The 26,572-nt window shown below is 67.7% G+C and carries 25 protein-coding genes and 1 tRNA gene; 15 read left to right on the top strand and 11 right to left on the bottom strand.

Translation table 11 applies throughout. The annotated features are described in order from the left end of the window. Positions 1-139 precede the first annotated feature (139 nt). The 5 genes from J2W68_RS01815 to J2W68_RS01835 are packed head-to-tail and all read left to right on the top strand — an operon-like array spanning position 140 to position 6,571. On the top strand, positions 140-2,233 hold the full coding sequence (locus tag J2W68_RS01815; RefSeq protein ID WP_310232139.1) for a glycoside hydrolase family 36 protein: 2,094 nt from the start codon (positions 140-142) through the stop codon (positions 2,231-2,233). After that, positions 2,230-3,159, top strand: a complete 930-nt coding sequence (locus tag J2W68_RS01820; protein WP_310232140.1) for a DMT family transporter — start codon at positions 2,230-2,232, stop codon at positions 3,157-3,159. Before J2W68_RS01815 ends, J2W68_RS01820 begins: the two co-directional genes overlap by 4 nt. Before the next feature lie 22 nt (positions 3,160-3,181). Beyond that, on the top strand, positions 3,182-4,471 hold the full coding sequence (locus J2W68_RS01825; protein ID WP_310232142.1) for a D-tagatose-bisphosphate aldolase, class II, non-catalytic subunit: 1,290 nt from the start codon (positions 3,182-3,184) through the stop codon (positions 4,469-4,471). Beyond that, on the top strand, positions 4,458-5,618 hold the full coding sequence (locus J2W68_RS01830; protein ID WP_310232144.1) for an SIS domain-containing protein: 1,161 nt from the start codon (positions 4,458-4,460) through the stop codon (positions 5,616-5,618). Before J2W68_RS01825 ends, J2W68_RS01830 begins: the two co-directional genes overlap by 14 nt. Further along, entirely contained in the window at positions 5,615-6,571 is a 957-nt protein-coding gene (locus tag J2W68_RS01835) for an N-acetylglucosamine kinase (protein ID WP_310232146.1), read from the top strand. The genes J2W68_RS01830 and J2W68_RS01835 overlap by 4 nt, the downstream gene beginning before the upstream one ends. A gap of 24 nt (positions 6,572-6,595) precedes the next feature. On the opposite strand, the gene J2W68_RS01840 is transcribed toward J2W68_RS01835, so the two are convergent. The 3 genes from J2W68_RS01840 to mqo all read right to left on the bottom strand — a co-directional run bounded on the left by J2W68_RS01840 (position 6,596) and on the right by mqo (position 10,135). Beyond that, the gene (locus J2W68_RS01840) at positions 6,596-7,153 is read right to left on the bottom strand and encodes a DUF3228 family protein (RefSeq protein WP_310232148.1); all 558 of its coding nucleotides are present in this window, start codon (positions 7,151-7,153) and stop codon (positions 6,596-6,598) included. Positions 7,154-7,184: 31 nt separating this feature from the next. Beyond that, positions 7,185-8,306: a GGDEF domain-containing protein gene (locus J2W68_RS01845; RefSeq protein WP_310232152.1), complete on the bottom strand. Its 1,122-nt coding sequence runs from the start codon at positions 8,304-8,306 to the stop codon at positions 7,185-7,187. A gap of 125 nt (positions 8,307-8,431) precedes the next feature. Then, the gene (gene mqo, locus J2W68_RS01850; protein ID WP_310232154.1) at positions 8,432-10,135 is read right to left on the bottom strand and encodes a malate dehydrogenase (quinone); all 1,704 of its coding nucleotides are present in this window, start codon (positions 10,133-10,135) and stop codon (positions 8,432-8,434) included. A gap of 211 nt (positions 10,136-10,346) precedes the next feature. On the opposite strand from mqo, the gene metF reads away from it, so the two are divergent. Both metF and J2W68_RS01860 read left to right on the top strand, forming a co-directional pair. Then, positions 10,347-11,171 (top strand): methylenetetrahydrofolate reductase [NAD(P)H], encoded by an 825-nt coding sequence (metF, locus tag J2W68_RS01855; protein WP_310232156.1) that lies wholly within the window; start codon positions 10,347-10,349, stop codon positions 11,169-11,171. 55 nt (positions 11,172-11,226) lie between these two features. Continuing rightward, the gene (locus J2W68_RS01860; protein WP_310232159.1) at positions 11,227-11,808 is read left to right on the top strand and encodes a hypothetical protein; all 582 of its coding nucleotides are present in this window, start codon (positions 11,227-11,229) and stop codon (positions 11,806-11,808) included. A gap of 43 nt (positions 11,809-11,851) precedes the next feature. Here J2W68_RS01860 and J2W68_RS01865 read toward each other — a convergent pair whose 3' ends face one another. From J2W68_RS01865 to J2W68_RS01890, 6 genes are all read right to left on the bottom strand, one after another. After that, positions 11,852-13,219 (bottom strand): sensor histidine kinase, encoded by a 1,368-nt coding sequence (locus J2W68_RS01865; RefSeq protein ID WP_310232161.1) that lies wholly within the window; start codon positions 13,217-13,219, stop codon positions 11,852-11,854. Next, complete coding sequence (locus tag J2W68_RS01870) at positions 13,206-13,889, bottom strand: response regulator transcription factor (RefSeq protein WP_310232163.1); 684 nt, start codon at positions 13,887-13,889, stop codon at positions 13,206-13,208. Before J2W68_RS01870 ends, J2W68_RS01865 begins: the two co-directional genes overlap by 14 nt. Before the next feature lie 11 nt (positions 13,890-13,900). Beyond that, entirely contained in the window at positions 13,901-14,395 is a 495-nt protein-coding gene (locus J2W68_RS01875) for a hypothetical protein (RefSeq protein WP_310232164.1), read from the bottom strand. Between the two features lie 277 nt (positions 14,396-14,672). Next, a complete protein-coding gene (rimK, locus tag J2W68_RS01880; protein WP_310232166.1) occupies positions 14,673-15,584 on the bottom strand; it encodes a 30S ribosomal protein S6--L-glutamate ligase in 912 nt (303 codons plus the stop codon). 99 nt (positions 15,585-15,683) lie between these two features. Next, a tRNA-Gly gene (locus J2W68_RS01885) sits at positions 15,684-15,757 on the bottom strand. 79 nt (positions 15,758-15,836) lie between these two features. Continuing rightward, complete coding sequence (locus tag J2W68_RS01890) at positions 15,837-17,687, bottom strand: autotransporter domain-containing protein (protein WP_310232168.1); 1,851 nt, start codon at positions 17,685-17,687, stop codon at positions 15,837-15,839. Positions 17,688-17,850: 163 nt separating this feature from the next. Between J2W68_RS01890 and thiS the strand changes: the two genes are divergently transcribed. The 4 genes from thiS to J2W68_RS01910 all read left to right on the top strand — a co-directional run bounded on the left by thiS (position 17,851) and on the right by J2W68_RS01910 (position 21,884). Further along, on the top strand, positions 17,851-18,051 hold the full coding sequence (thiS, locus tag J2W68_RS01895) for a sulfur carrier protein ThiS (protein WP_310151550.1): 201 nt from the start codon (positions 17,851-17,853) through the stop codon (positions 18,049-18,051). A 282-nt stretch (positions 18,052-18,333) separates the two neighbouring features. Then, positions 18,334-19,131 carry a thiazole synthase gene (locus tag J2W68_RS01900; RefSeq protein ID WP_310232170.1) on the top strand — a complete coding sequence of 266 codons (798 nt, stop codon included), beginning with the start codon at positions 18,334-18,336 and terminating at the stop codon, positions 19,129-19,131. Between the two features lie 10 nt (positions 19,132-19,141). After that, the gene (gene trmB / locus J2W68_RS01905; RefSeq protein WP_310232174.1) at positions 19,142-19,882 is read left to right on the top strand and encodes a tRNA (guanosine(46)-N7)-methyltransferase TrmB; all 741 of its coding nucleotides are present in this window, start codon (positions 19,142-19,144) and stop codon (positions 19,880-19,882) included. A gap of 154 nt (positions 19,883-20,036) precedes the next feature. Continuing rightward, the gene (locus tag J2W68_RS01910) at positions 20,037-21,884 is read left to right on the top strand and encodes an SLC13 family permease (protein WP_310232177.1); all 1,848 of its coding nucleotides are present in this window, start codon (positions 20,037-20,039) and stop codon (positions 21,882-21,884) included. Between the two features lie 59 nt (positions 21,885-21,943). On the opposite strand, the gene J2W68_RS01915 is transcribed toward J2W68_RS01910, so the two are convergent. Continuing rightward, positions 21,944-22,297, bottom strand: a complete 354-nt coding sequence (locus J2W68_RS01915; protein ID WP_310232180.1) for a Rieske (2Fe-2S) protein — start codon at positions 22,295-22,297, stop codon at positions 21,944-21,946. Positions 22,298-22,375: 78 nt separating this feature from the next. Between J2W68_RS01915 and J2W68_RS01920 the strand changes: the two genes are divergently transcribed. The 4 genes from J2W68_RS01920 to J2W68_RS01935 all read left to right on the top strand — a co-directional run bounded on the left by J2W68_RS01920 (position 22,376) and on the right by J2W68_RS01935 (position 25,476). Further along, positions 22,376-22,669: a hypothetical protein gene (locus J2W68_RS01920; RefSeq protein WP_310232182.1), complete on the top strand. Its 294-nt coding sequence runs from the start codon at positions 22,376-22,378 to the stop codon at positions 22,667-22,669. Between the two features lie 69 nt (positions 22,670-22,738). Continuing rightward, entirely contained in the window at positions 22,739-23,464 is a 726-nt protein-coding gene (locus J2W68_RS01925) for a fumarylacetoacetate hydrolase family protein (RefSeq protein ID WP_310232184.1), read from the top strand. Between the two features lie 41 nt (positions 23,465-23,505). Then, positions 23,506-23,934, top strand: coding sequence for a large-conductance mechanosensitive channel protein MscL (gene mscL / locus J2W68_RS01930; protein WP_310232187.1), 429 nt, complete (start codon positions 23,506-23,508; stop codon positions 23,932-23,934). Positions 23,935-24,051: 117 nt separating this feature from the next. Beyond that, the gene (locus J2W68_RS01935; RefSeq protein WP_310232443.1) at positions 24,052-25,476 is read left to right on the top strand and encodes a M28 family peptidase; all 1,425 of its coding nucleotides are present in this window, start codon (positions 24,052-24,054) and stop codon (positions 25,474-25,476) included. Between the two features lie 181 nt (positions 25,477-25,657). Here J2W68_RS01935 and J2W68_RS01940 read toward each other — a convergent pair whose 3' ends face one another. Further along, complete coding sequence (locus tag J2W68_RS01940) at positions 25,658-26,572, bottom strand: TrmH family RNA methyltransferase (RefSeq protein WP_310232190.1); 915 nt, start codon at positions 26,570-26,572, stop codon at positions 25,658-25,660.

The following is a 26,572-nucleotide window of genomic DNA, read 5'->3' on the forward strand; positions in this document are numbered from 1 at the left end:
AGCCTGGAAACCTTGCACACCGCACCTCGACGTGATTTCAAAACGAAACATTTCTAACACATAACGAAAGAAAATTATTGCCATACGATTCGCTTCGGGGCAGACTCCAGCGAAACCGACAGAAGGGAACCGCCCGCCGATGCTGCCGATCCGTCGCCGCACCCTCCTCAAGCTCGTGTCTGGCAGCGCCGCCTACGCCGCCGCGCTGCCACTCGTCCAGGCCGCGAGTCCGACGACCACCGACGCCACCCGGGCCGTCGCCCACGACAGCCTGCTGTCGATCGAGTTCGATGCCAGGTTGCACAGCCGCATCTCGGCACGCGGCGAGGCGATCACCGGCTTCGATGCCAGCGAATCGCTGCTGCTGGCCGACGGCGGCACGATCGATGACTTCGCATTCGTCGACGAGCGCATCGCACGGGTCCGCGATGACCGCCATGGCCCGGGCCGGCGCCACACGCTGCGCGGCCGCTCGGCGGGTGGCATCGAGAAGACCGTCGTGCTGACGTTCCAAGAACGCCATCCCGGCATGGCGGTGCTGCAGACGCGCTTCCGCAACGGCGGCGACGCGCCCCTGGAGATCGCCGGCTGGCGCAACGCCGCGCATGCGATGGCCGATGCCGGCGACGGCTTCTGGAGTTTCTCCGGCGCCACCCATACCGACCGCCGCGACTGGGTGCAGCCGCTGGTCGACGGCTTTGAGCAGCGCAATACGCTGGCGATGGATTCTTCCGACTATGGCGGCGGCACGCCGGTCGCCAACATCTGGCGGCGCGACGTCGGCCTGGCCGTCGGCCATGTCGAACCGAAGCCGCGCCTGCTCGACCTGCCGGTCGCACGTACCGCGGGCGGCGCGACCATCGCAGTCGAAAACACGCGCGCCATGACGCTCGCGCCGGGCGACACCCTCGCCAGCGACCGCTGCTTCATCAACGTCCACAGCGGCGACTACTTCGCCGCGCTCCAGCACTACAGCCAGTGGATGGCCGACGCAGGCATCGCCGCGCCGGAAGTGCCGGCCTCGGCATTCGCGCCGATCTGGTGCGCCTGGGGCTACGAGCGCGACTTCACCACCGAGCAGGTGCTGGGCACGTTGCCGAAGGTGAAGGAGCTTGGCTTCGAATGGGTGGTGCTCGACGACGGCTGGCAGACCAACGAAGGCGACTGGCAGATCGACACGCGCAAGTTCCCGCGCGGCGAGGACGACATGCGCGCCTTCGTGCAGGCGATCCGCGCGCAGGGCCTGCGGCCGCGGCTGTGGCTGGCGCCACTGGCGGCCGATCCCGGCAGCGAGGTGCTCTACCGGCAGACCGACATGCTGCTGCTCGACGCAGACGGCGCCAGCCAGAACGTGACCTGGTGGAACGCCTTCACCCAGTGTCCAGGCTATCAGCCGACCGTCGACTTTTACGTGGCCCTGGTCAAGAAGATCATCGGCGACTGGGGCTTCGAAGGCCTGAAGCTCGACGGCCAGCATCTCAACGCCGTCGCGCCCTGCTACAACCCCGCGCACAACCACGCCGACCCGATGGACTCCTGCGAGGCGGTCGCCACGTTCTGGCAGGCGATCCACGACGCCGCGCACGAGGCCAATCCCGACGCGGTGGTCGAGCTGTGCCCCTGCGGCACCGCGTTCGCGTTCCACAACATGCCGGCGACCGACCAGTACCCGTCGTCGGATCCGTTGTCGTCGTGGCAGGTCCGGCACAAGGGCAAGACGATCAAGGCGCTGATCGGCAAGCGCGGCAGCTATGCCGGCGATCATGTCGAACTGGCCGATGGCGGCGCGGATTTCGCGTCCAGCGTCGGCATTGGCGCAGTGATCTCGACCAAATTCACCTGGCCGCACGACATCCCGGATCCAAAACTGGACATGCCCCCGGGCGGGCTGGTGCTGGATGCGGAAAAGGAAGCGCTGTGGCGCAAGTGGATCGATCTCTACCGCGACCACATGCTGCCCAGGGGCGACTACCTCGGCACCCTGTACGACATCGGGTTCGACAAGCCCGAAACGCATGTGATCGGCAAAGACGGCGCGCTGTATTACGCGTTCTACGCCGAGCGCTGGGACGGCCCGTTGCAGCTGCGTGGCCTCGGGCGCGGCCGCTACCGCGTGCGCGATCTGTTCAACGGCACCGAACTGGGCATGGTCGACGCGCGCAGCAACACCCTGCCCGCCGCTGCGTTCGACACCTTCCTGCTGCTGCAGGCCACCCCGGGCGGTGCGGCATGAGGACGGCCGCCGTCGCGCACGCGCCTGCCCACCGCGCCTGGCTGTGGTACGCGCTGTCCACGGTGGTGCTGTGGGGCGTGTGGGGCGCGCTGTCGGGGCTGACCGCCAGCCCCACGTTTCCCGAGACGCTGGTGTACTGCGTGTGGGCGCTGACGATGGTGCCGCCGGCGCTCTTCATCCTCTGGCGCAACGGCTGGACCATCGACCGCAGTCCGCGCGCGGTGCTCTACGGTCTGCTGATCGGCATGCTCGGCGCCGGCGGCCAGATGCTGCTGTTCAAGGCGCTGGCGATCGGGCCGGCCTACTTCATCTTCCCGATCATTTCGCTGTCGCCGGTGATCACGATCGCGCTGTCGTTCTCGCTGCTGCGCGAGCGCACGACACGTCTGGGCGCGGTCGGCGTGGTGCTGGCGCTGCTCGCCCTGCCCTTGTTGGACCTGTCGTTCGGCAATCCCGGTGGCGATGGCCTGGGCTGGTTCGTGCTGTCGCTGATGATCATGGCCGCGTGGGGCGTGCAGGCGTATTTCATGAAGCGCGCGAACGCCGTCGTGCGCGCCGAAAGCATCTTCTTCTACATGACGGTCGGCGCGCTGCTGCTGCTGCCGGTGGCGTGGTCGATGACCGACTTCAGCCAGCCCATCGACACGGGGCTGCAAGGGCCGTGGCTGGTCGCCGCGATCCAGATCCTCAATGCCGTCGGCGCGCTGTGCCTGGTCTACGCCTTCCGCTACGGCAAGGCGATCGTCGTCGCCCCGTTGACCAATGCCGGGGCGCCGCTGGTCACCGCCGTGCTCGCGCTGATCCTCGCCGGCGTCGCGCCCGGTCCGCTGAAGCTGGTGGGCCTGCTGCTGGCGCTCGTCGCCTCGGTGCTGCTGGCGCTGGAACCGGAACGCGAAACTTCGCCACCCGTCGCTGTCGATCCGTAACCTCTTCCGAACGAGAACCCCGATGCAAGCCCTGCTCGATCTGGTCGCGCGCCACAAGAATGGCGACGCGGCCGGCATCACCTCCGTCTGCTGTGCCCATCCGCTGGTGCTGCAAGCCACGCTGCGCCACGCGCAGCGCCACGACCAGCCGCTGGTGCTGATCGAAGCCACCTGCAACCAGGTCAACCAGGATGGCGGCTACACCGGCATGACGCCGGCCGATTTCGTCGACTTCGTGCACGGGATCGCCATGCACGTCGGCTTCGACCCCGCGTGCATCGCGCTCGGCGGCGACCACCTCGGCCCGAATCCATGGACCGCGCTCGACGCGGACGCGGCGATGGCCAAGGCCGAGGTGATGGTGGCCGCGTACGTGGCCGCCGGATTCCGCAAGATCCACCTCGACTGCTCGATGTCCTGCGCTGGCGATCCGGCGCCCCTGCCGGAGGCTTCGATCGTCGAGCGCGCGGTGCGTCTGTGCCGCGCTGCGGAGTCGGCGCATGCACAGACCGGTGGTGAGCCACCGGTCTACGTGATCGGCACCGAAGTGCCGGTGCCCGGCGGCGCCACCGAAGACATCGACGGCCTCGCCGTGACCACGCCGGAGGCCGCCCTGGCGACGATCGATGCGCATCGCGAGGCTTTCGCCGCCGCCGGTCTTGAGAATGCGTGGACCCGCGTGATCGCATCGGTCGTGCAGCCCGGGGTGGAGTTCGACCACCACCAGGTCATCGACTACGCACCGGACGACGCACGCGCGCTCAGCGCGGCGATCGCTCCGCTGCCGGGGCTGGTGTTCGAAGCGCATTCGACCGACTACCAGACCCGCGACGCGCTCGCGGCGCTGGTGCGCGACCATTTTGCGATCCTCAAGGTCGGCCCCGGCCTCACCTTCGCCCTGCGCGAAGCGCTGTGGGCGCTGGATGCGATCGAGCGCGAATGGATCGCACCGGCGCGGCGCGCCAACCTGCGCGACACCGCACTCGCGCGGCTGCGCGCGGCGCCCGACTACTGGCAGCGCTATTACCACAGCAGCGGCGACGCGCTGGCGATCGACCTGCAGTACAGCCTCAGCGACCGCATCCGCTACTACTGGCCGGACCCGGCCATCGAGCAGGCCTGCACGCGTCTGTTCGCGAACCTGCGCGACACGCCGCCGCCGATGCCATTGATCGGCCAGTACCTGCCACAGGCGCTGCGCACGCTGCGCGCCGACCACGCTCCCCTCGACCCGGCCGCCCTCGTGATGGCCCACATCGCGACCACACTCGATGACTACCACCATGCAAGCCGTTCCCATGCACAGCCCTGAGTCCCTCGGCATTCCGGAAGCGGCGCTCACCGCCGACGGCGCGCTGTGGACCGCGCGCGAGATCGCGCAGCAACCGCGCATGCTCGAGCGCACCCACGCGATGGTCGCCGGACTCGCGACCCAGATCGCGGCATTCGTCGATCCGGTGACCGGCAATCCGGCCGCGCGGGTGATCCTCACCGGTGCGGGCACGTCGTCCTACATCGGCGAATGTCTGGCACCGCTGCTCGACCGCCAGCTCGCCGCCCGGGTCGACGCGGTCGCCACGACCGATATCGTCAGCGCGCCGCGGTTGTATCTCGATCCGGCGCAGCCGCTGCTGCTGATCTCGTTCGGACGCTCGGGCAACAGCCCCGAGAGCGTCGCTGCGGTCGAACTCGCCGAAACGCTGGTTGCCGACGTGCGGCATCTGGTGGTGACCTGCAATGCCGACGGTGCGCTGGGCAAGGTGGGCGTGCGCCAGGCGATGACGCTGCTGCTGCCCGAGGAAACCCACGACGTCAGCTTCGCGATGACCTCGAGCTTCAGCTGCATGATGTACGCCACCCTCGCGGCGCTGAGCGGGCCGGACACGCTGGGCTTCCGCGTCGGCGCCATCGCGCGCGCAACTGCGCGCGTGATCGACGATGCCAACACCCAGACGCATGCGCTGGCGCTCACCGGTTTTGATCGTGTCGCCTGGCTGGGCAGCGGCCTGTTCAAAGGACTGGCCCGCGAGGCGGCGCTCAAGCTCGGCGAGCTCACCAACGGCGGCGTGGCGACGTGCTTCGAATCGCCGATGGGCTTCCGGCACGGGCCGAAGACCTTCGTCACCGCCCGCACGCTGGTCTGCGTGTTCGTCTCCAATGATCCGCTGACCCGCCGTTACGATCTCGACCTGCTCGACGAATTGCGCGGTGACGGCGCGGCCGATCGCGTGATCGAGATCACCGCCGGCGCGCCGCATGGCGACGCCGCGGATGCGATCACCGTGCCGGGCCTCGCGCAGGCCGGTGACGTGGACCTGCTGTGGCCCTACGTCGCCGTTGCGCAGCTGTTCGCGTTCCACGCCTCGCGCGCGATGGGCATCCGCCCCGACACCCCGAATGCGCAGGGCACGGTGAACCGCGTAGTCCAGGGCGTGCGCCTGCACCCGATGGTGCCGTGAGCGTGGCGGCTTGCTACCTCGGCGTAGACGGCGGCGGCACCAAGACCCGCTTCGTCCTGATCGATGCCACCGGCGTGATCGTGGCGCAGACGCAACGCGGCACGACCTATCACCCACAGGTCGGGCTCGGCGGCGTACGCGCGATCCTCGCCGACGGCCTCGCAGACGTACTGCAGCAGGCCGACATCGATACGGCCTCGGTCGCCCATGCATTTTTCGGTCTGCCTGCCCACGGCGAGGACAGTGCGGTCACGCCCCGGCTCGACGCAATGCCGGGGGAACTCCTCGGCCACCATCGCTATGCCTGCGGCAATGACATGGTCTGCGGGTGGGCGGGTTCGCTGGCTTGCGCCGACGGCATCAACATCGTCGCTGGCACGGGCTCGATCGGGTACGGACAACGCCGCGGCCGCGATGCGCGCGCCGGCGGCTGGGGTGAGGTGTTCTCCGACGAAGGCTCGGCGTACTGGATCGCGATGCAGGGCCTCAATGCGTTTTCGCGGATGAGCGACGGGCGTCTGCCGCGCGGCCCACTCCACGCGCTGTTCCGCGAGGCGCTGCAGATCCATCATGATCTCGACGTCTGTGCGCGCATCTACGGGACGCAGGCATTCGCGCGCGGGGACCTGGCGCAGCTCTCCCCGGTCGTCGCGCAGGCAGCCGCGGCGGGCGACGCGGTGGCGCAGCGCATATTCGCGCAGGCAGGCGCGGAACTGGCCGCGCTCGCCGGCGCGCTGCGCGACGCGCTGCAGTTTGAATGCGACGAAACCACGCCGGTGTCGTATTCGGGCGGTGCCTTCAGTGCCGGCGAAGGTGACCTGCTGCGCACACCGTTCGCAGAAGCGCTGCACACGATCTCGCCTGCATTCCAGCTGCAGGCGCCGCGACATGCGCCGCATTACGGCGCCGCGCTCTACGCCGCGATGCTTGCCGGCGCCCCCGTTGCGGCCTGATCCGGGGTCACGCGACGCGTTGTCCTACGGTCGCCAGTTGGCATTGTTCTCCCAGAACGCCACGCTGCGCCGGTACGCCTCGCGGTCGAGCGGGACGCCGGAGCCGCCCTCCTCCACGCCGAGCGCATTGCGCAGCATCGTGATCGGCGCCATCGGAATCTGTTCGGGTTCGGCGGTGTAGATGCAGCCTACGATGCCCCAGTCCGCGTCGATCGGTGAACCTTCCTTCGCCAGTTGCTCGGCGCTGTAGAGAATCACCACGAGGTAGTCTGCGCGCGGCGACTCGACGCCTTCGAACCAGCGCACCAGCACCGGCAGTTCCGCGCTGTTGCGTGCTTCGTATCCCGAACGCAGCAGGTGCCGGTTGGCGTCGGTGATCGGGACGGTCAGACAGCGCGTCGAGGTCCAGTTGCGGTGCACATGCAACTTGCAGAACGGCGCGTAGCCATCGAGCACCGCGTGCGGCGCTTCACTGTTGAGGTGCGCCTCGAACTGTTCGGGCGTGATGTCCTGGATGGTGTTGCCGCGCGGTGTGCGGGGAAACAGACGCGGGCGGGCGAAGGGTGTGAGAACGATGGACATGCGGATCCTGGGATCAGAAAAACGGGACGCGTTACAGCGCGCGCTCGGTGCGGTTGCGGCCACCCATCTTGGCGCGATACAGCGCGGCATCGGCTTCGCGGTACAGCGCACCGGCATCGGTGTGGCGGGACGCGTCAAAGCGGCTGCAGCCCACGCTCGTCGTCACAACATCCTGCACGCCATCGAAGGCCAATGGACTTTGCGCGAGCGTCTCGCGGAAGCGTTCGGCGCGCGCATGGGCCACGGTGCAGTCGGCAGGCAGCAGCACGCCGAACTCCTCGCCGCCGAGACGCGCGCACAACTCGCCCGGGCCGTCGAAAGACGCCTGCAACCGGCGCGAGAATTCGACCAGGCAAGCGTCGCCGGCCACGTGGCCGAAGCTGTCGTTGATGCGCTTGAAATGGTCGATGTCGAGGATCAGCAGCGACAGTGCGCGGCCGTCGCCAGCCAGCACGATCGCCTGTTCCAGCGACTCGGAAAACTCGCGGCGGTTGGGCAGCAGCGTCAGACCATCGACGCGGCTCTGGGTCGCGAACAGATCACGCTGCTGGCGCAGGTCTTCTTCGAGCTCCAGCCGCGCGCGGTATTCGCGATGGCTACGCCGCATGACCAGCAGCATGTAGGCCATGTAGACGATCCACATGGCGCCGACACTGAGCGCGACCTCGCGCCACAGCACGACCAGCGTGGGCACCATGACCCCGAGAATCGCCAGCGCTGATGGCAGCCGACGCATGCACAGCGTATGTGCGAGCGCCATGCCGAACGCACCGGAGAACAACAGCGCGATCAGCGGCGCGGGCTCGGGAAGCGCAGACTGGCTCCATGCGCTGAAGCTGCCCCAGACGATCGTGGTCGCAAGCACGACGCCCCACAGCGTGCGTAGATAACGGCGTGCCTCGCGTTCGTCCGGCGCGGCCGGAACGGGGATCAGCACGCGCACGACGGCGAGTGCCAGCAGCGTGCCGATGACCAGCAACGCCGACATCCGGTAACCGGTCGAGAACCCGGTGACCGCGAACGCAAGCGCCGCGGCGACGCCGTAGAACCAGCCGCCGAGCCGGGCGCGCTGGCGTGTTTCCACCACTTCCTGGATCAACAGATTGCGGGCGCGCTGGGCGCTGCGGTCGTAGGTGGAAGGCGTGGTCGGCATCTGCGGAGAGTACGGCGAACCGGGGCCCCAGGACATCGCGCCGGGCGCATGCGATGGCGCGAAAGCGTCACGCGCCCACATCGCGCAAAAAAAGGCGGGTCCGAAGGCCCGCCTCTTCGTTTTGATCACAGCGCCTGCGTGCGCCGGTCGAGATCGACCTCGTCGGGACCTTCGTCAGGTCCGTGCAGTTCATCGTTCGCCGCGGGGGGCTGACCGTCGCCGACGGCTGCGCCCGGCACTTCGTGGTACGGCAGCTGCAGCACGCGGCTGGTCATGCCGCGAATGCGGTTGGTCAGCGCGACGTCGGTGTTGAGCGTCTGCCCGAATGACGGGACGATCTGCTCGATACGTTCGCGCCACGGGCCCTCCATCTGCGTGGGATACACCTTGCGCATCACGTCGAGCATGATCTTCGGCGACGTCGACGCACCCGGCGACGCGCCCAGTAGCGCGGCGATGCTGCCGTCGGCATCGGTGACGATCTCGGTCCCGAACTGCAAGATCGCGCCCTGCTCCGGATCGCGCTTGATCACCTGCACGCGTTGCCCGGCCGTCACCAGACGCCAGTCGGCGGGCTGTGCACCCGGGTAGTACTTCTGCAGTTCCGCCATGCGGTCGGCGTCCGACAGGCGCGCCTGGCTGATCAGGTAGCCGACCAGATCGCGGTTCTCGGCGCCGACGCGCATCATGCCGGCGACGTTGTGGTTGTTGACCGAGGAGAACAGGTCGAACCACGAACCGTGCTTGAGGAAGCGCGTGCTCTGCAAGGCGAACGGGCCGAACAGCAGCACCGGCTTGCCGTCGAGCATGCGCGCGTCGAGATGCGGCACCGACATCGGCGGCGAGCCTTCCTCCGCCTTGCCATAGGCCTTCACTTCATGGCGTGCAGTCACGGCCGGGTTGTCGGCGGCAAGGAACTGGCCACCGACCGGGAAGCCACCGTAGTTCGCGGCTTCCGGAATGCCCGAATGCTGCAGCATCGTCAGCGCGGCGCCGCCCGCGCCGACGAACACGAACTTCGTGCGGATCGAACGGGTCGTGTCGGTGGCGAGGTCATGCACGGCGACAATCCAGGTGCCGTCGTCCTCGCGCTGCAGCTTGCGCACTTCATGCCGCAGGTGCAGGCCGAAGTTCGGACTGCGCTCGAGCGCCTGGGTCAGCTGGCGGGTGATCACGCCGAAATTGACGTCGGTACCGAGCGGCATCCAGGTCGCGGCGATCTTCTGCGCAGGATCGCGGCCCTGCATCATCAAGGGCGCCCACGCGGCGATCTGCTGCGGATCTTCCGAATACACCATGCCGTTGAACAGCGGCTCCTTCGCCAGCGCCGCGTGGCGACGGCGCAGATAGTCGATGTTCGCATCGCCCCAAACGAAGCTCATGTGCGGCGTGGCGTTGATGAACTCGCCCGGCGTGCCGAGACGGCCGGCTTCGACCTGGTGCGACCAGAACTGGCGCGAGATCTCGAACTGCTCGGCGATGTCGACCGCGCGCGCGGTCTCGATGCTGCCGTCCTCGCGCTCGGGGGTGTAGTTGAGTTCGGCGAAACCCGAATGCCCGGTGCCTGCATTGTTCCAGCCGTCGGAACTCTCCAGCGAGACGCCGTCGAGGCGCTCGTACATCTCGATGCGCCAGTCGGGCTCAAGCTCCTGCAGGTAGGTCGCCAGCGTGACGCTCATGACACCGGCGCCGATCAGCACGACGTCGACAGGTTCGGCGTTTTCCGGCTCGGGCGGCGCGCGTTCGAACAGCGGCCAATAGAGGAACAGACCGGCGGCGATCGCCACCAGCACGACGAGGCCGACGAGGGCCTTGAGGAATTTCTTCATGACGGGATCCTTGGGGGAGGACGCCGGTCGGCGGCACCAGGACCGTCGAGGGGCACGGCCCGGCCAATGCCGGGCGACCCGGCAATTATAAAGCCCGCGCACGTTGAGTCCGCGGGAAGGCGTGTTCCATGCAGGAGATTTGCCGCAATCTCTTCGCATTCATCGCGATCAAGAGATACAATTCGGCCCACACCGTCGCCGCAGGCCGCGCATGCTTCCGCTCAGCTTCGAGTTCTACCCGCCCAAGACCGATGACCAGCGCAGCCAGCTGGACCGGACCGCGAAGAAACTCGCCGCGCACGCGCCCGAGTACGTGTCGTGTACGTTCGGCGCCGGCGGTTCGACGCTCAGCCATACGCCCGAGACCGTGCGCCGGCTCAAGCAGCAGCACGGCCTGGATGCCGCGCCGCATTTGTCCTGTGTGGGCGGCAGTCGGGAAGAGATCCGGGAGCTGCTCAAGCTCTACCGCGCGATCGGCTGCAACCGCATCGTCGCGCTGCGTGGCGATCTGCCCTCCGGCATGGGCCATCCGGGCGACCTGCGCTATGCGTCCGATCTGGTCGCCTTTATCCGTGCCGAGTTCGGCGACCGGTTCCGCATCGAGGTGGGCTGCTATCCGGAGATCCACCCGCAGGCGGACGATGCCCGCGCGGACCTGCGCCATTTCAAAGCGAAGGTGGACGCCGGCGCGGACGCGGCGATCACCCAGTACTTCTACAACGCCGACGCCTATTTCCATTTCGTCGACACCGCGCGGCGCGCGGGCGTGGAAATCCCGATCATTCCCGGCATCATGCCGATCTCGAACTTCAGCCAGCTGCGCCGCTTCTCCGAGGCCTGCGGCGCCGAGATCCCGCGCTGGATGCAGCGGCAGATGACCGCCCATGGCGACGACGCCGATGCGATCCGCGAGCTGGCCGCCGATGTGGTCACGAGTCTGTGCGAACGCCTGATTGCCGGCGGCGCACCCGCGCTGCACTTCTACACGCTCAACCTGTCCAAGCCGACCCAGGCCGTGCTCGCGCGGTTGTCCTGAAGCATCGCCCCGGACGCCACTGTCGCTATCACCGGCCAGCCGCTAGGCTGCGCCGATGCCCCGCCGCCCCTACCCCGCCCTGCTGCTGACCGCCTCGGCGATCGCGGCCGTGTGCGTGCCGGCTGGCGCGTCGGCGCAGGTCCGGCGTTGCACCGGCCCCGATGGCGGCACCATCTATACCGATCGCGCCTGTTCGGCCGTCGGCGCAACCGCGAGCGTGCCCCGGGAGGGGTCGGCGCGCCCGGCCTTGCCCAGGATCAGCTGCCAGCGCCAGCTGCGTGGCCTGATCCAGGAACTGAGCTTCGCGATCGACCAGCGCGACACCAACCGGCTGGCCGGTCTTTACCACTGGCAGGGCCTGAGCCAGACCGGCGGTTACCAGATCCTGGACAGGCTGGACGCCATCGCGCAGCGGCCGCTGGTCAACATCACCGCGCAGCGGCCGGCGCAGGCTGTGGTCGCCCAGGACCGCGGTGGGTTTACCGGCTGGGTCAGCGCGCGCGACATCCCGACCGCAGCGCCCGAACGCCCGCCGACGTCGCTGCGCATTGACCAGACCGGCGCGAGCGGCGGCGGCACCGTGACGACCGTGTTCGGCCTGCGTCGGCATCTCGGGTGCTGGTGGTTGAGTCTTTAATCCGTCGCAGAGCGGCGCGCGATGCCGCTCCGCGACGCCGGCATCAGTCCGCCGGCATCGACGGCCGCTCGGGCCGGAACGACAGGGTCGCGACGACACCGCGAACGGCACCCGGCACCACGCGCACCTGCCAGCCGTACAGCGCGCACAGACGGCGCACGATCGACAGACCGATGCCGCCACCTTGGGAATGTTCGGCGTGCGTGCCGCGATAGCCGCGTTCGAACAGCCGCGCCGCATCCTCGGCGCTGAGTCCGGGACCCGAGTCGGCAACCTCGACTGTGGCCTCGCCCAGACGCACGACCACCTCGCCTTCCAGCGTGTACTTGATCGCGTTGCCGACAAGATTGCCCAACGCGACGGTGACCGCCGACTCGGGCGCATCGACCACCAGGGGCTGCGCGCCGGCCTCCAGTCGCAGCGTCAGCGGTTTGCCGGCAAGCTGGCCACGGTGCGCATCGAAGAGTTGCTCGACCACGCGGCCGACGTCGGTCGCGCCATGTCCACGCTCGTTACGCGACAGCAGCAACAACGCGCTGATCAGATCGGTGCACTGCTGCTCGGCGCGCTGGATCCGCGCAAGGCGTGCACGCGTCTTGTCGTCGAGTTCCGGCCGTGACAGCAGCAATTCCACCGCGCCTTTGATCACCGCCAGCGGTGTGCGCAGTTCGTGGCTGACGTCGGCGTTGAACTCGCGGTCGCGCTGCACGACTTCGGTCAGACGGAATGCGTAGTCGTCGAGCGCACTCGCCAGCTGACCGACTTCGTCGTCCGGGAAATGCGGCGCCAGCGCTTCGGGTGTCGACGTGTCGCCGGAACTGCGCAACCGGTTCGCCAGCGCCGACACCGGGCTCATGACCCGCGCCGCCGACCACCAGCCGATCAGCAGCGACAGCAACGACACCAGCACCACGGAGCCGAAGATCGCCCGCTGGAACTGGGTCGCGCCGCGCATCGTCTCGCTCATGTCGTAGGCAAGAAAGAACCATTCGTCGGGCGTCTTGCGCACCGCGAGCTTGTACATGAAGGGCGTGCCGTCCTCGTCGACACCACTGAGGTTATGGATGCCGTCGCCAAGTTCGTACCAGTCCGGCTGCTCGCGGCGCAGCTCCTCGAAGCGATCACGCTTGATCACCCGCGCGCGGATCTGCTCCAGCGGCACCGCAGGATTGCGCGCCGGATCGACGTAATAGCGCCGTGCGTACTCGTCGATGTTGCGGTTCATCAGGTCTTCGACCAGCGTGTTCTCCACGCGGTCACGCGCTTCCTGGGTCAGGAACGCGAACAGCGTCGTGAGCCCGAGACCGAGCAGCACAAACGACAGGATGATGCGACTGCGCAGGCGCCGCCGGTAACGGCGGCGGCTACGCGTCCGGGCCGGCCGGCCCTGGTTGGACTCAGGTGGCCGCATCGGGAACCGCGATGCGGTAGCCGATGCCGTGACGGGTCTGGATGTACGGAATGTCGAACGGCTTGTCGATCACTGCACGCAGGCCATGGATGTGCACGCGCAGCGAATCCGAATCCGGCAGCTCCTCGCCCCAGACGCGGGTTTCCAGTTCCTGCCGCGTGACCACTGCCGGAGAGGCCTCCATCAACGATTGCAGAATCTTCAGTGCGGTCGGATTGAGCTGCAGCAGCTTGCCGCCGCGACGCACTTCCAGCGTATCGAGGTTGTATTCGACATCGCCGACATCGAGGACGCGCGTATGCGTGCCCTTGCCGCGACGCGACAGTGCATTGAGGCGGACTTCCACTTCCTGCAGCGCGAAGGGTTTGACCAGATAGTCGTCTGCGCCCGAATCGAAGCCAGCGAGCTTGTTGTCGAGACTGTCGCGCGCGGTGAGCATCAGTACCGGCGTCTGCTTGCGCGCATCGTTGCGCAGCTTGCGGCAGACCTCGAGGCCGTCCATGCCCGGCAGGTTGAGATCGAGCACGATCGCGTCGAAGTCGTGGACCACGGCCAGATGCAGGCCGGTGACGCCGTCGGCGGCGAAGTCGACGGTATGCCCGCGGTCTTCAAGATAGTCGCCGAGGTTGGCGGCGATGTCCTGGTTGTCTTCGATGACGAGGATGTGCATTCAGTCTCTCTTTAGCGATCGATAACCGGACCTGCGGCCCGGGGGTTGTACCTGAAGAAATTTTCCGCACCGTCTCTGGCCCGACGGCGCTCTGCGACGGTCAGGCAGATGTTCGTAGGACGGTTGGAGCCAGTCGGCTTATGGCGCCTGCAGATCACACGACTATCTGCATACGCCGGAATCAGCAGGCTGTTGATGCGCTCCTGCTCATTGAATACCTGGACCTTGGTTTCTTCGGGCAATTGCTCCACATTCTGAGCGCCATCCAGCAGGTCGGATATCCGCTCCAAAGAGCTCATCACGATTCGCGTGTCCTGGGACGCAATCTCGCTGTAGGTTTCGCCGTCCGCGAGCGCCTTGACGATGGCTCCACGCTGAGCTTCGAAGGATCTGCTCAAATCCAGCCCTTCTTCCGGGGTGAAAACATCTCCGTTCGAATTGATCGTCGCAATCGCGGGAGCGAAGGGCAAAAAAGCCAAAAGAACCGAAAGCGTCAGCTTGTACATTCGAAACTCCTGTAATGAACGTGTGGTTGTCCAAGCTCACCGGGGGTTCGCCTGTCGCCTGATTCTGCCTGTCCAACAGCGATGGAACAATCATCAGCTTCGACGAGACATAAAAAGACCCGGACGGAAACCGCCCGGGTCGAAGAGTATTGCCCCGATTGCCGTCATCCGCTGCGGCCCCGGTGACCCGGGGCGGAGAGAGAGCGCAGTGCATTCCGGACATGCAGATTAGGGGCGCCAACGTCGAAATCCGGAAAAAAAACGTTCAAGTTCCGTTCTAGACGGTCTGTTTTGTTCGTCGAGGCGTTGGTTTTGCCGCCACGTGGCGCGCGAGGTACTCGATGATGCCTCCGGCGATGTCGTCCTCGGTCGCCTCCTCGATGCCCTCCAGGCCTGGCGACGCGTTGACCTCCAGCACCAGCGGACCACGCGCCGAGCGGATGAGGTCCACGCCTGCGATACCCAGGCCGATGACCTGCGCAGCATGCACGGCAGCCGCGCGCTCTTCCGGCGTCGTCTCGACCGGGCTCGCGGTGCCGCCGCGATGCAAGTTGGAGCGGAAATCTCCGGGCGGCGCCTGCCGCTGCATCGCGCCGATAACCTGGTCGCCGACAACGAAGCAGCGCAGGTCCGCCCCCTGAGCCTCAGCGATGAACTCCTGCATCACGAAGCTCGCATAGAGGCCGCGCAGCGCTTCGACGACGCCGCGCGATGCCGATGGTTTCTCGGTCAACATCACGCCCGCGCCCTGGCTGCCCTCGTTGAGCTTGATGACATGCGGCGGCGGACCAAGCATCGCCAGCAGGTCGTCGGTGTCGTCCGGGTTGTCACCGAATACCGTGACCGGCAGGCCGAGGCCTTCGGCAGCCAGCAGCTGCTGGCACAGCAACTTGTCGCGCGCGCGCGCGAACGCCGCCGATGGATTGGGCGCGAACGTGCCCATCAGTTCGAACTGCCGCAGCACCGCGTTGCCGTAACGCGTGACCGACGCCGCGAAGCGCGGAATCACCGCGTCGTAGCCGGTGACCGGCTTGCCCTTGTAGCGCATCGAAAACCCTTCGCTGCTGATGCGCATGTAACAGCGCAGCGGGTCGAGTACACGCACTGTATGCCCGCGCACGCGCGCGGCCTCGACCAGCCGGCGGGTCGAATAGAGCTTGGTGTTGCGGGAGAGAATCGCGAGCTTCATCAAACCACCGGACAGGCGCACACCGCAGAGACGGACCACCAGTGAAAACGGCGACACCACTTCGATGGTGTCGCCGTCCGGATGTCACGAAAAATCTGTTGGAGCGGGTGAAGGGAATCGAACCCTCGTCAGTTGCTTGGGAAGCAACAGCTCTACCATTGAGCTACACCCGCGCGAGGTGGGCAGTCTATGCCGGGCCTGCGCGCATTGGCAACGACGCCGGTCGGGCGCCGTTGCCTTCAGAAGCCGGCTTCAGAAGCCGGCGCCGATCGTCGCGAACGCGGTCGTGTGGCTGCCGCCCTTCTGACCGACCGTCAGGCTGGCGCCGACGTTGGCATCGAGGCCGAACAGCGTGGTCTGCGTGCCCAGCGTTGCGGTGGCATAGCTGTTGTCGTAGCCGCGCGCGGGCACCGCGTAGGGCAGCGTCGACGGCAGCGACTGCGACTGGGCGAAGGCCTCGGCCGGTGCGTCTTCGAACTCGCGGTCGATGGTGAGGCGCGCATACGGACGGAAGCTGTCACTGGCGGCGTAGGCGAACTGCCAGCCGGCGCTGCCGATCAGCGAGTCGATGTCCTGCGACGGATACGCCAGCGAGCTCGAGACCGTCGGATCGCTTTCGGCGAAGCCGTCGACCTCGATGCGCTGCGCAACCAGCGACAGCACGGGGCCGTGCTGCAGCGCGCCTTCACCGAAGTTCCAGCCGGCGCCGATCGCCGCGGTGACATTGCTGCCGTCGGCCTGGCCGGTGTGGACGCGGGTCGCCGGGCCGATCTGCACGGTGCGCTCGGTGTCGAAGTCGAGCCAGGTGTAGCTCAGCTGCGCGTTGACCCAGGCGCCGCTGTCGGCGCGCCAGCCGACGAAGCCGCCGACCGTGGCTTCGGTCTGGTCCCAGTTGCCGCGCCGCATGCCCCAGTCGTTGCCCTGCTTGCCGTAACCCACGAAGCCGCCGAAGGTCGTGTTGCCCGAGGTCCAGTCCAGCCCTGCGGTCAGCGCCGGGCCCACGCCGTCATAGGCGTCGCCATGGTCGTAGCGCTGCATGTCGGCGCGCACGTCGGCCCACCAGCTGCGGCCCTCGCTGCGTGCCGGCGCCAGGCTCAGGCGGTTGTTGATGCGATCGGCGCGGGCGCGGCCGGTCACCGTGGCCGATTGCGGCAGTACCGCGATCTGCTGCGGACCGTCGATCATCGCGATCGCGAGGTCGGCGATCATTTCGTGCGCGCGGCTGGCCGGGTGCACGCCATCGGCGAACAGATACGTGTCGGCCGCGGACGGGGTGACAAACGAGTTCGGGTTGCAGAACACCGACGAGTCGCCGATGCCGGGCTGCGCGCCACACGCGGCCGAAGTCACGTTAGTGAAGCCGTACAGCGCGGGATCGGCGGAGACCTCCTGCAGGAAGTGGAAGGTGTCGACCGGGATCACCCGCAAACCCTGGCTGGCCAGGCCGCCATAAAGGGCGGTGTTGTAAGTGTTGGCGAGTGCGGTGCCGGTCGCCATCGCGACGGGGCGGCCAGCGCGCGACTGCGGAGTCAGGCCGATGTCCGGGATCGACGGCACCAGCACATAGCGGGCGCCCGCGCCCTGCAGCGTGCCGACGAGGCCGACCTGCGCGGTGACCGCCGAGCCGATGATCTGCTGCGCTTGCGCAGGGTTTGCAGCGACCGCGAACAGATCATTGGCGCCGCCCCACACGGTGTACAGCGCATTCGCATCGGCGCGGCCGCCGTTGGCGGACAGATAGGTGTTGACCTGCGAGGCCAGCGACGGCGCCAGCCCGAGCGCGGTGACGGCAGGCGCCGACACGCGGGCGCCGCCTGCAGCGTAGTTGTCGCCGGTTTGGCCATTGCCGTTCGCGCCCGCGCTGGTGCCGTATCGATCGGCGACGTGTTCGGCCCAGGTCAGGCCCGGATTCGTGGTGAAACGGCCCAGGATCGCGCCCGAGGGGCCGATGGAGCCGACGATGACCGGGCGAAAGTAACCCGAATCAGTGAGGCTGTCGCCGAAGAACACCGTGCGCGAGAACGGCTCGGCAGCGAATGCGGGAAGGGTGGCGGCAGCGGCGAGCGCAACAGCAAGGGCGGCACGGATGGGCCTGGGCGACATCTGGGGGGTTCTCCTGGGAATTGATGTTGGCCGGCGCGTTCCCGCCGGTCCATCCGGCAGCGCATGGCGCCGAATCGCGGGATCATCCCACGCCGTTTCCGGCGCCGGCACGCCGCAGTGCGGCACGCGTGCGTCGGCTGCCCGATGCGGCGACAATTCCGCCATGCACATCCGACTCAACGGCGAGGATCTCGCCATCGACACCGGCAGCACCATCGCCGCACTGCTCGCGCAACAGGGATTGGCCGACCGCCGCGTCGCGGTCGAGGTCAACGGCGAGATCGTGCCGCGCGGTCGCCACGCCGAGCACACGATCCACGAGAACGATCAGGTCGAGATCGTGCACGCGCTGGGCGGCGGGTGACCTGTCGCGTGCGGCCGGCGGTGCCATCCGGCGTCGGCCGCAGGGGCGAATGTCCGCGCGGCGAGGCCGACCGCGTGCGAAGCACCGCTTCGCGCCTGAGCCGAAGGTCCTGTGGACTGCGCAGTGATGGTCATCGGACCGACGATCCGAAGCCGGGCGATGCCCTATGAATGGCGAGCCTGCCTGATGAAGCGTCCTGGGCGTCGCACGACATGACGCCTGGTGTCGATGCGCTGATCGTGAACGCCCACATGCCCCTGCCGCATCGGCGATAATCCCCCGATGACCACTGCCTCCCCCGCTGATGTCGGCCTGATCATCGCCGGCAAGACCTATTCCTCCCGCCTGCTGACCGGCACCGGCAAGTTCAAGGATCTCGACGAGACCCGTCTCGCGACTGAGGCCGCAGGCGCGCAGATCGTCACCGTGGCGATCCGCCGCACCAACATCGGCCAGAACCCGGGCGAACCCAACCTGCTCGACGTGCTGCCGCCGGACCGCTACACGATCCTGCCCAACACCGCCGGCTGCTACACCGCCGAAGACGCGGTGCGCACCTGCCGCCTGGCGCGCGAACTGCTCGACGGCCACAACCTGACCAAGCTCGAAGTGCTGGGCGACCAGCGCACGCTGTTCCCCGACGTGGTGCAGACGCTCAAGGCCGCCGAGCAACTGGTCAAGGACGGCTTCGACGTCATGGTCTACACCTCCGACGATCCCATCCTGGCCAAGCGTCTGGAAGAGATCGGCTGCGCCGCGGTGATGCCGCTGGCCGCGCCGATCGGTTCGGGCCTCGGCATCCAGAACAAGTACAACCTCATCGAGATCATCGAGAACGCCAAGGTGCCGATCATCGTCGACGCGGGCGTCGGCACTGCGTCGGATGCAGCGATCGCGATGGAACTCGGCTGCGACGGCGTACTGATGAACACCGCGATCGCCGGCGCGCGCGATCCGGTGCTGATGGCCAGCGCGATGCGCAAGGCGGTCGAGGCCGGTCGCGAGGCGTTTCTTGCCGGCCGCATTCCGCGCAAGCGCTTCGCAAGCGCGTCTTCGCCGGTCGACGGTTTGCTGGGCTGATCGGCGCGCGATGACCAACCCGTTTTCCAGCGAAGGTGCCAAGGCCCCGCCCAAGCCGTTCACGGCGACCGAAGGCCGTCGCGAGATCCGCAGCTTCGTGCTGCGCCAGGGCCGGTTCACGCCGGCCCAGCAGCGCGCGTTCGATGACGCGTGGCCGAAATTCGGCCTGGACTACCAGGGCACGCCGCGCGATTTCGACGCCACCTTCGGCCGCAGCGCGCCGCGCATCGTCGAGATCGGCTTCGGCAACGGCGCGGCGCTGCGGCACTCGGTGCAACTGGATCCCGCACGCGACCACATCGGCATCGAAGTACACGCGCCAGGCGTCGGACGCGTGCTCAATGCGCTGGCCGAGGACGGCAACGACAATGTGCGCGTGTATCACCACGACGCGGTCGAAGTGCTGGAACACGAGATTGCCGACGGCGCGCTCGACGAGATCCGCATCTATTTCCCGGATCCCTGGCACAAGAAGCGCCACAACAAGCGCCGGCTGGTGAAGCCCGAGTTCGCCGCGCTGCTGGTGCGCAAGCTCAGCGCTGATGGCCGCCTGCACCTGGCGACCGACTGGGCCGATTACGCAGAACAGATGTGGGACGTGCTCGATGCGACACCGGGCCTGCGCAATCGCGCCGGCCCACGTGGCCACGTGCCGCGACCGCCGTGGCGGCCGCAGACCCATTTCGAAACACGCGGGCAGAAGCTCGGGCACGGCGTCTGGGATCTGCTCTACGACCGGGATTCGGGATAGGGGATTGGGGATTGGAAAAGGCGCCCGACCGCTCGCTTGCATCGCTCCGCACATCCCGTAGGCGGGCCTCACCCGTACTGTGGCGGCAGCATTCCCAATCCCGGCTTTCAACGGACGAACGTCCGGTCATCTCGATCTCCGCATCCCGGCCGTAATGGACACCGCGCTCGCCCTCACCACCGACATGAAGATCGTCCTGGCCCTCGTGGGCCTGACGATGGTGCTGTTCGTGTTCCAGCGCGTGCGTGCGGATCTCGTGGCGCTGGTGGTGCTGGTGATGCTGGGCCTCACCGGTCTGGTCGCGCCGGAGGACGTGTTCAACGGCTTCTCATCGAACGCGACGATCAGCGTCATCGCTACGATGATTCTCGGCATGGGCCTGGACCGCACGGGCGCACTGAACCGCCTCGCAGGCTGGCTGCTGCGACGCGCCAAGGGCCGGGAAGACCGGCTGCTGATGTTGACCGCCGGTATTGCGGGCCTCAATTCCTCGGTGATGCAGAACCCGTCGGTGATGGCGCTGTACATGCCGGTCGCCGCGCGTCTGGCCTCGCGCTCCGGCCTGCGGCTTGCGCAGATGCTGCTGCCGATCTGCGTGGCAGTGATCATGGGCGGCACGCTGACGATGGTCGGCTCATCGCCGTTGATTCTGCTCAACGACCTGCTGACCGCGGCCAATGCCAACCTGCCCTCGGGCGCGGCGACGCTCGAATCGCTGAACATGTTCGCGCCGCTGCCGATCGGTCTGGCGCTGCTGGCGGCCGGTCTCGCCTACTTCCATTTTCGCGGCAACCGCGAACTGCGCGCGCTCGAGGACGGCAGCGAAGGCAATGTCACCCCGGCGCGCACGCAGAGCTATTTCGCCAGCGCCTATGGCATCGACGGCGACATCTACGAACTCATCGTCACCGCCGAAAGTCCGCTGGTGGGCATGACGTTCGGCGAAGCGGAATCGATCCACGATGCGCCGGTGCTGCTCGCACTGAAATCGGAGAACGAGTCCCGGCTTGCGCCGCCGGCCGATGCACGCATCTGGGTCGGCAGCGTGATCGGCGCGATGGGCCAGCGCCAGCAGGTGGCCGATTTCGCCCAGAACCAGTTCCTGCGTCTGAGCACGCGTCTGCGCAACTTCGGCGACCTGTTCAATCCCAGCCGCGCCGGCATCGCCGAGGCAGTGGTGCCGCCGACGTCGAAGTTCATCGGCAAGTCGGCGTCGGAACTGAGCCTGCGCAAGAAGTACGGCGTGCGCCTGCTGGCGATCAACCGCGACAAGCAGGTGATCCGCGAAGACGTGCGCTCGATGACGCTGCGCGCCGGCGACATGCTGGTGCTGCACAGCATCTGGCAGGACCTGGCGAAGACCGCCAAGTCGCTCGATTTCATCATCGTCACCGATTACCCGAAGGGCGAGCAGCGCCCGCACAAGTTCAAGATCGCAATGGCGATCTTCGCGGTGACGATGCTGATCGCGCTGTCCTCGCGCGTGCCGACCTCGGTCGCGTTGATGGCCGGTGTCGCCGGCATGCTGGTGTTCGGCGTGCTGAAAATGGACGAGGCCTACAGCGCGATCAACTGGAAAACCGTGTTCCTGATGGCCTGCTTGATTCCGCTGGGCTGGGCGATGGACTCCAGCGGCGCTGCGGCCTGGGTCGCGGGACACACGATCGAACGCCTGCCCAGCGGCCTGCCGATTTGGGTGCTGGAAATCGCGGTGGCGCTGCTGACCGCGGCGTTCTCGCTGGTCATCAGCCACGTCGGCGCGACGATCGTCGTGGTGCCGCTGGCGATCAATCTCGCGCTCGCAGTGGGCGGCAATCCGACGGCGTTCGCGCTGATCGTCGCGTTGTCGGCATCGAACAACTTCATGACCCAGTCGAATCCGGTGATGTCGATGATCATCGGTCCGGCCGGCTACAAGGCGCGCGAGCTGTGGCGGATCGGTCTGCCGATCTCGCTGCTCTACACGGCGATCATCGTGCTGATGGTCAATCTGCTGTTCTGATCCACCTGCATCGCTCGCGTCCCGGGCCGGCGGCACAAGCTGGGCCCACCGCGCCGCACTCAGTCCAGCACGACCTGCCCGTCCAGCACGCTGACCGGCACCGCGCGCAGCGACTCGCCCCGGCACGGGCCGGCCACGCACATGCCATCGACCAGCGAGAAACTCGCGCCGTGCGCCGCGCACACCAGCTCACCGGTCTTCGCGCGCAGAAACTGCCCCGGCGCCCAGTCGAGACGACGCCCCGCATGTGGACAGATGTTCAACCACGCCTGCACGCGCGCACCCTCGCGGAACAGCACCAGGGACTCGGCATCGCCATCCAGGGTCGCTTCCACTTCAGTGAATCCGCCGTCGGTGATGGCATCGAGCGCGAGCAACAGCGTCCGCCCCTCACGTGGATTTAACGAAGACATTACAACTCCGGTCGGCCCCGGCCCGATACTGGTCGCCGGTCACATAGACCGCATTGTGTCACGACGTTGACGGAACCCATGTCCAAGCCCTTCTTCCGCGATCTCCATGCCCGATTCGACGCCTCCGGTGTGCGCGCGATGTTCGCGCCGCGCAAACCGCGTCATCCCTTGCTGCGCATCGCGCTCGGCCTGGTCGGCGTGGCGATGCTCGCGGTGCTGCTCGTCGCCGGCGTATTCATCGGCGCTGCGATGATCCTGTTCGGCATCGCCCGTCGCTTGCTCGCGCGCCCCACCGCACCGCGTCGCGACGCGCGCATCGTCGATGCCGAGTACCGCGTCGTCCGCAATCGCGACCACGCCGCACTGCGCTGATCCACCGACGCGGCCAGCGCGCCGCGCCTGCCTTTACTTGATGGCGCGCTGCAGCGCCGAGGACCCGCGATGACCGATCCCGCGCGCGATGTCGTGCCCGCTCCTGAGCCCGTGCGCCTGTCGGTGCGGGGTGGCGGCCGTTTTCCGGTGCGCCGTGTCTACTGCGTCGGCCGCAACTTCGCCGACCATGCGAAGGAGATGGGCGCACAGGCACCTGCCTCGAAGGCCGAGCGCGGCACACCGGTGTTCTTCGCCAAGCCGGCCGATGCGGTGGTCACCGGCGATACGGTGCCCTACCCCAGCGCCACGCACGATCTGCATCACGAAGTCGAACTGGTCGTCGCGCTCGGCGCGGACGCGCCAGCGGGCGTGCTCGCGGTCGAGGATGCGCAGGCACTGGTGTTCGGCTATACCGTCGGCCTCGATCTCACGCGCCGCGACCTGCAGGCGGCGGCCAAGGCCAAAGGCCTGCCGTGGGACATCGCCAAGGGCTTCGACGCGTCCGCGCCGGTCGGCGAACTGGTGCCCGCCGCACAGATCGGCGCACTCGAATCGCGCACGCTCAGCCTTGAGGTCAACGGCGTAGAGCGCCAGGTGTCGACGCTCGACCAGCTGATCTGGGACGTGCCCGAAATCCTCCACGAACTGTCGAAGCTGTTCGCACTGCGCGCCGGCGATCTCGTCTTCATGGGCACGCCTGCAGGCGTGGCCGCGCTGCAGCCCGGCGATCGTTGCGTGGCCAGGCTCGACGACGTGATCGAACTGCATCTGCGGATCACTTCGCCGTCGGTATAGTCGCCCGCGTTCGTTTCCCCAATCCAGTGCAGGAGTGATCCATGGGCATTCTGTCCGAATTCAAGGAATTCGCGGTCCGCGGCAACGTCATCGACCTCGCCGTCGGTGTGGTCATCGGCGCTTCGTTCGGCAAGATCGTCACCGCACTGGTCGACCAGATCATCATGCCGCCGATCGGGATGCTGATCGGGAACGTCGACTTCGCCGAGCTTGCGATCACGCTGCGCGCAGCGACGCTCGATGCCGCCACCGGCGAGGAGATTCCGGCGGTCACGATCGGATACGGCATCTTCATAAACACCCTCATCCAGTTCACCATCGTTGCGTTCGCGATCTTCCTCGCGGTCAAGTTCATCAACCGGCTGAAGCGCAAGCAGGCCGAGGCGCCGGAACCGGCCAAGCCGGCCGAGCCGAGCGAAGAAGTGAAGCTGCTGCGCGAGATCCGCGATTCGCTGCGTCCGCAACCCTGACGCAGCGAGCCAGATCACGCTTTCGCAATCCGACGGGCCGCGCGCGACAATGCCGCGGCCCGTTTCTGTTTCGCCGATCCTTTCATTGCTGGAGTCGTCCGTATGCGCGTCCCGTCCATCAGGCCACTGGCCATTGCCCTGTTGTCGACCGCACTGCTCGCCGGGTCTCCCGCGTTCGCGCAATCGCGTGAAGCCGCACCGCTCTCGCCGGCCGCGCTCGAAGAGGCTGCGCAACTGCGCGAACGTGCCGCGCAGGACGGCACCGCCTATGCGCTGATCGAATCGCTGACCACCGAAATCGGTCCGCGCCTGCCCGGCAGCGAAGCGGATGCGCGCGCCGTCGCCTGGGCCAAGGCGCGCTTCGAGGCGCTGGGCTACGACAAGGTCTGGACCGAGCCTGTGACGTTCCCGAAGTGGGAGCGTCGCAGCGAACACGCGGCCGTCGTCGGCGCATATGCGCAGCCGCTGGTGATCACCGCCCTGGGTGGCAGCCCTGCGGGCGATGTCACTGCCGAACTGGTGCGCTTCGACAGCATTGCCGCACTGGAGGCGGCCGATCCCGCGACAGTGCGCGGCAAGCTCGCCTTCCTCGACGTGCCGATGGCGCGCTCGCGCGACGGCAGCGGCTACGGCGCTGCCGGCCCGGTGCGTGGACGCGGACCGTCGATCGCCGCGCGCAAGGGCGCCGCCGGCTATCTGATGCGTTCGATCAGCACCAGCCCGCATCGCGTCGCCAATACCGGCATCACCCGTTTCGATGCCGACGTCACCCCGATTCCGTCGGCCGCGCTGTCACTGCCCGATGCCGACCAGCTCGCGCGCCTGCTCACGCGCGGACCGGTGCAGGTGCATCTGGCGCTGGATGTCGGCTGGAACGGCGAGTACACCTCACAGAACGTCATTGGCGAGCTCACCGGCCGCGAAGCGCCGGACGAAATCGTGCTGATCGCCGGCCATCTCGATTCCTGGGATCTCGGCACCGGCGCAGTCGATGATGCGTCCGGCGTCGGCATCACCATGGCCGCCGGCCATCTGATCGCGCAGCTGCCGCAGCGCCCGCGCCGCACGGTGCGCGTGGTCGCGTTCGCAAACGAGGAACAGGGCCTGCTCGGCGCGCGCGCCTACGCCGAGGCACATGGCGGCCCCGAGATCATCGCCAAGCACATCGTCGGCGCGGAAAGCGACTTCGGCGCCGGCCGCATCTACGGCTTCAACACCAGCGCCCCGGCCGGACAGCGTGCGACCAGCGACGCGATCGCCGAAGTGCTGCGCCCGCTCGGCATCGACTACCTGCAGGACAAGGGCGGCCCGGGCCCGGATATCTCTCCGCTGGCCGCCAAGGGCGGCGCCTGGGGCTGGCTGGGTCAGGACGGCACCGACTACTTTGACCTGCACCACAACGCCAACGACACGCTGGACAAGGTCGATCCCGACGCCGTCGCGCAGAACACCGCGGCCTACGCGGTGTTCGCGTGGCTGGCGGCGGAGTCGGAAGCCGGGTTCGGTAGCGCGACGAAGACCGAAGAAACGCCGGAGCACTGACGGCGCGCATGATCCGCAGGTGCGCGCTTGCGCGCGACGGGGCCTTCCGACCAAGCCTCATCGCGCGCGAGTGCGTCCCCTCGGAGTCTGGAGTGTCTCCCCGGGCTGGACCAGTGGCCGCAATCGGGCCTCTGTGCGCATCCATCGCGGCCACCTGACGGCCGCGACTGGAGCATGCAATTCAGCAGCGCTGCGCCGTCCACTGCGCCAGCAGCACGGCTGTTGCCGATGCGACGTTGAGACTTTCGACCTTGCCGCTGCCGGGAATGCCCAGGCGCAGGTCGCAGGCCTTGGCGAGCTCGGGATCCATGCCTTCGCCTTCCGAGCCGATCACGAACACGACCCGCTCGGGGAGCGGACGTGCGAACACGCTGTCGCCGCCACGCACCACGGTCGCCGCGAGCGAGAAGCCGACGCTGCGCAGCTGGGCGATTGCGTTGTCGTCCCGGCCTAGGCGCACGAAGGGGACGGATTCGGCGCCACCTTCCGCCACGCGCGCAGCCGCGCCAGACAGCGCCAGCGGCGAGGTCTTGGGCAGCAGGATCGCACCGGCACCGAAGTGCGCGGCCGAACGCAGGATCGCGCCGAGGTTGTGCGGGTTGCCCACGCCATCGAGCCACAGGGCGCAGACCGGGCCGGCCGGCAGCGTCTGTAGCCAGGTGCCGAGCGACTGCGGTGCTTCCCGCAGCACGTCGGCAACGACACCTTCGTGGTGGGAGCTGGCGGCGAGCTTGCGCAGATCGTCCTCGGCGACGACGCGATAGCCGACGCGGTTCGCCGCGCACCACTTCAGCAGCGGCTGCAGCTGTGGAATGCGTGCCTCGAGCAGGTACAGCTTGCGGATCGCCTCGGGACGTCGCGCGAACACGGCATCGATCGCGTTGCGACCGTAGAGCCGCATCTCGCGGCGGTCTTCGGTCTCGCCGACCTCCGCCTCGTCCACACGCGCATCAGGCCGCGGCGCAGCAGCGCGCGGCGGTGACGGTGCGGGCGTCGCAGGACGCGCACGTGCGCCCCACGGGCTGTCGCGGCCAGGCGCGGGTGACGGCGTGCGGGGCGTGTCGCGGCTGCCGCCGGACCAGGGGGACTTCGTCAT

Origin of the sequence: Luteimonas terrae (assembly GCF_031457535.1) — a bacterium.
Taxonomy (GTDB): Bacteria; Pseudomonadota; Gammaproteobacteria; order Xanthomonadales; family Xanthomonadaceae; genus Luteimonas; species Luteimonas terrae_A.

Coding starts and splice junctions, on each gene's coding strand:
- J2W68_RS01815 (WP_310232139.1), top strand. CDS start 140: ATGCTGCCGATCCGTCGCCGCACCCTCCTCAAGCTCGTGTCTGGCAGC.
- J2W68_RS01820 (WP_310232140.1), top strand. CDS start 2,230: ATGAGGACGGCCGCCGTCGCGCACGCGCCTGCCCACCGCGCCTGGCTG.
- J2W68_RS01825 (WP_310232142.1), top strand. CDS start 3,182: ATGCAAGCCCTGCTCGATCTGGTCGCGCGCCACAAGAATGGCGACGCG.
- J2W68_RS01830 (WP_310232144.1), top strand. CDS start 4,458: ATGCACAGCCCTGAGTCCCTCGGCATTCCGGAAGCGGCGCTCACCGCC.
- J2W68_RS01840 (WP_310232148.1), bottom strand. CDS start 7,153: ATGTCCATCGTTCTCACACCCTTCGCCCGCCCGCGTCTGTTTCCCCGC.
- J2W68_RS01845 (WP_310232152.1), bottom strand. CDS start 8,306: ATGCCGACCACGCCTTCCACCTACGACCGCAGCGCCCAGCGCGCCCGC.
- mqo (WP_310232154.1), bottom strand. CDS start 10,135: ATGAAGAAATTCCTCAAGGCCCTCGTCGGCCTCGTCGTGCTGGTGGCG.
- metF (WP_310232156.1), top strand. CDS start 10,347: ATGCTTCCGCTCAGCTTCGAGTTCTACCCGCCCAAGACCGATGACCAG.
- J2W68_RS01860 (WP_310232159.1), top strand. CDS start 11,227: ATGCCCCGCCGCCCCTACCCCGCCCTGCTGCTGACCGCCTCGGCGATC.
- J2W68_RS01865 (WP_310232161.1), bottom strand. CDS start 13,219: ATGCGGCCACCTGAGTCCAACCAGGGCCGGCCGGCCCGGACGCGTAGC.
- J2W68_RS01870 (WP_310232163.1), bottom strand. CDS start 13,889: ATGCACATCCTCGTCATCGAAGACAACCAGGACATCGCCGCCAACCTC.
- J2W68_RS01875 (WP_310232164.1), bottom strand. CDS start 14,395: ATGTACAAGCTGACGCTTTCGGTTCTTTTGGCTTTTTTGCCCTTCGCT.
- rimK (WP_310232166.1), bottom strand. CDS start 15,584: ATGAAGCTCGCGATTCTCTCCCGCAACACCAAGCTCTATTCGACCCGC.
- J2W68_RS01890 (WP_310232168.1), bottom strand. CDS start 17,687: ATGTCGCCCAGGCCCATCCGTGCCGCCCTTGCTGTTGCGCTCGCCGCT.
- thiS (WP_310151550.1), top strand. CDS start 17,851: ATGCACATCCGACTCAACGGCGAGGATCTCGCCATCGACACCGGCAGC.
- J2W68_RS01900 (WP_310232170.1), top strand. CDS start 18,334: ATGACCACTGCCTCCCCCGCTGATGTCGGCCTGATCATCGCCGGCAAG.
- trmB (WP_310232174.1), top strand. CDS start 19,142: ATGACCAACCCGTTTTCCAGCGAAGGTGCCAAGGCCCCGCCCAAGCCG.
- J2W68_RS01910 (WP_310232177.1), top strand. CDS start 20,037: ATGGACACCGCGCTCGCCCTCACCACCGACATGAAGATCGTCCTGGCC.
- J2W68_RS01915 (WP_310232180.1), bottom strand. CDS start 22,297: ATGTCTTCGTTAAATCCACGTGAGGGGCGGACGCTGTTGCTCGCGCTC.
- J2W68_RS01920 (WP_310232182.1), top strand. CDS start 22,376: ATGTCCAAGCCCTTCTTCCGCGATCTCCATGCCCGATTCGACGCCTCC.
- J2W68_RS01925 (WP_310232184.1), top strand. CDS start 22,739: ATGACCGATCCCGCGCGCGATGTCGTGCCCGCTCCTGAGCCCGTGCGC.
- mscL (WP_310232187.1), top strand. CDS start 23,506: ATGGGCATTCTGTCCGAATTCAAGGAATTCGCGGTCCGCGGCAACGTC.
- J2W68_RS01940 (WP_310232190.1), bottom strand. CDS start 26,572: ATGACGAAGTCCCCCTGGTCCGGCGGCAGCCGCGACACGCCCCGCACG.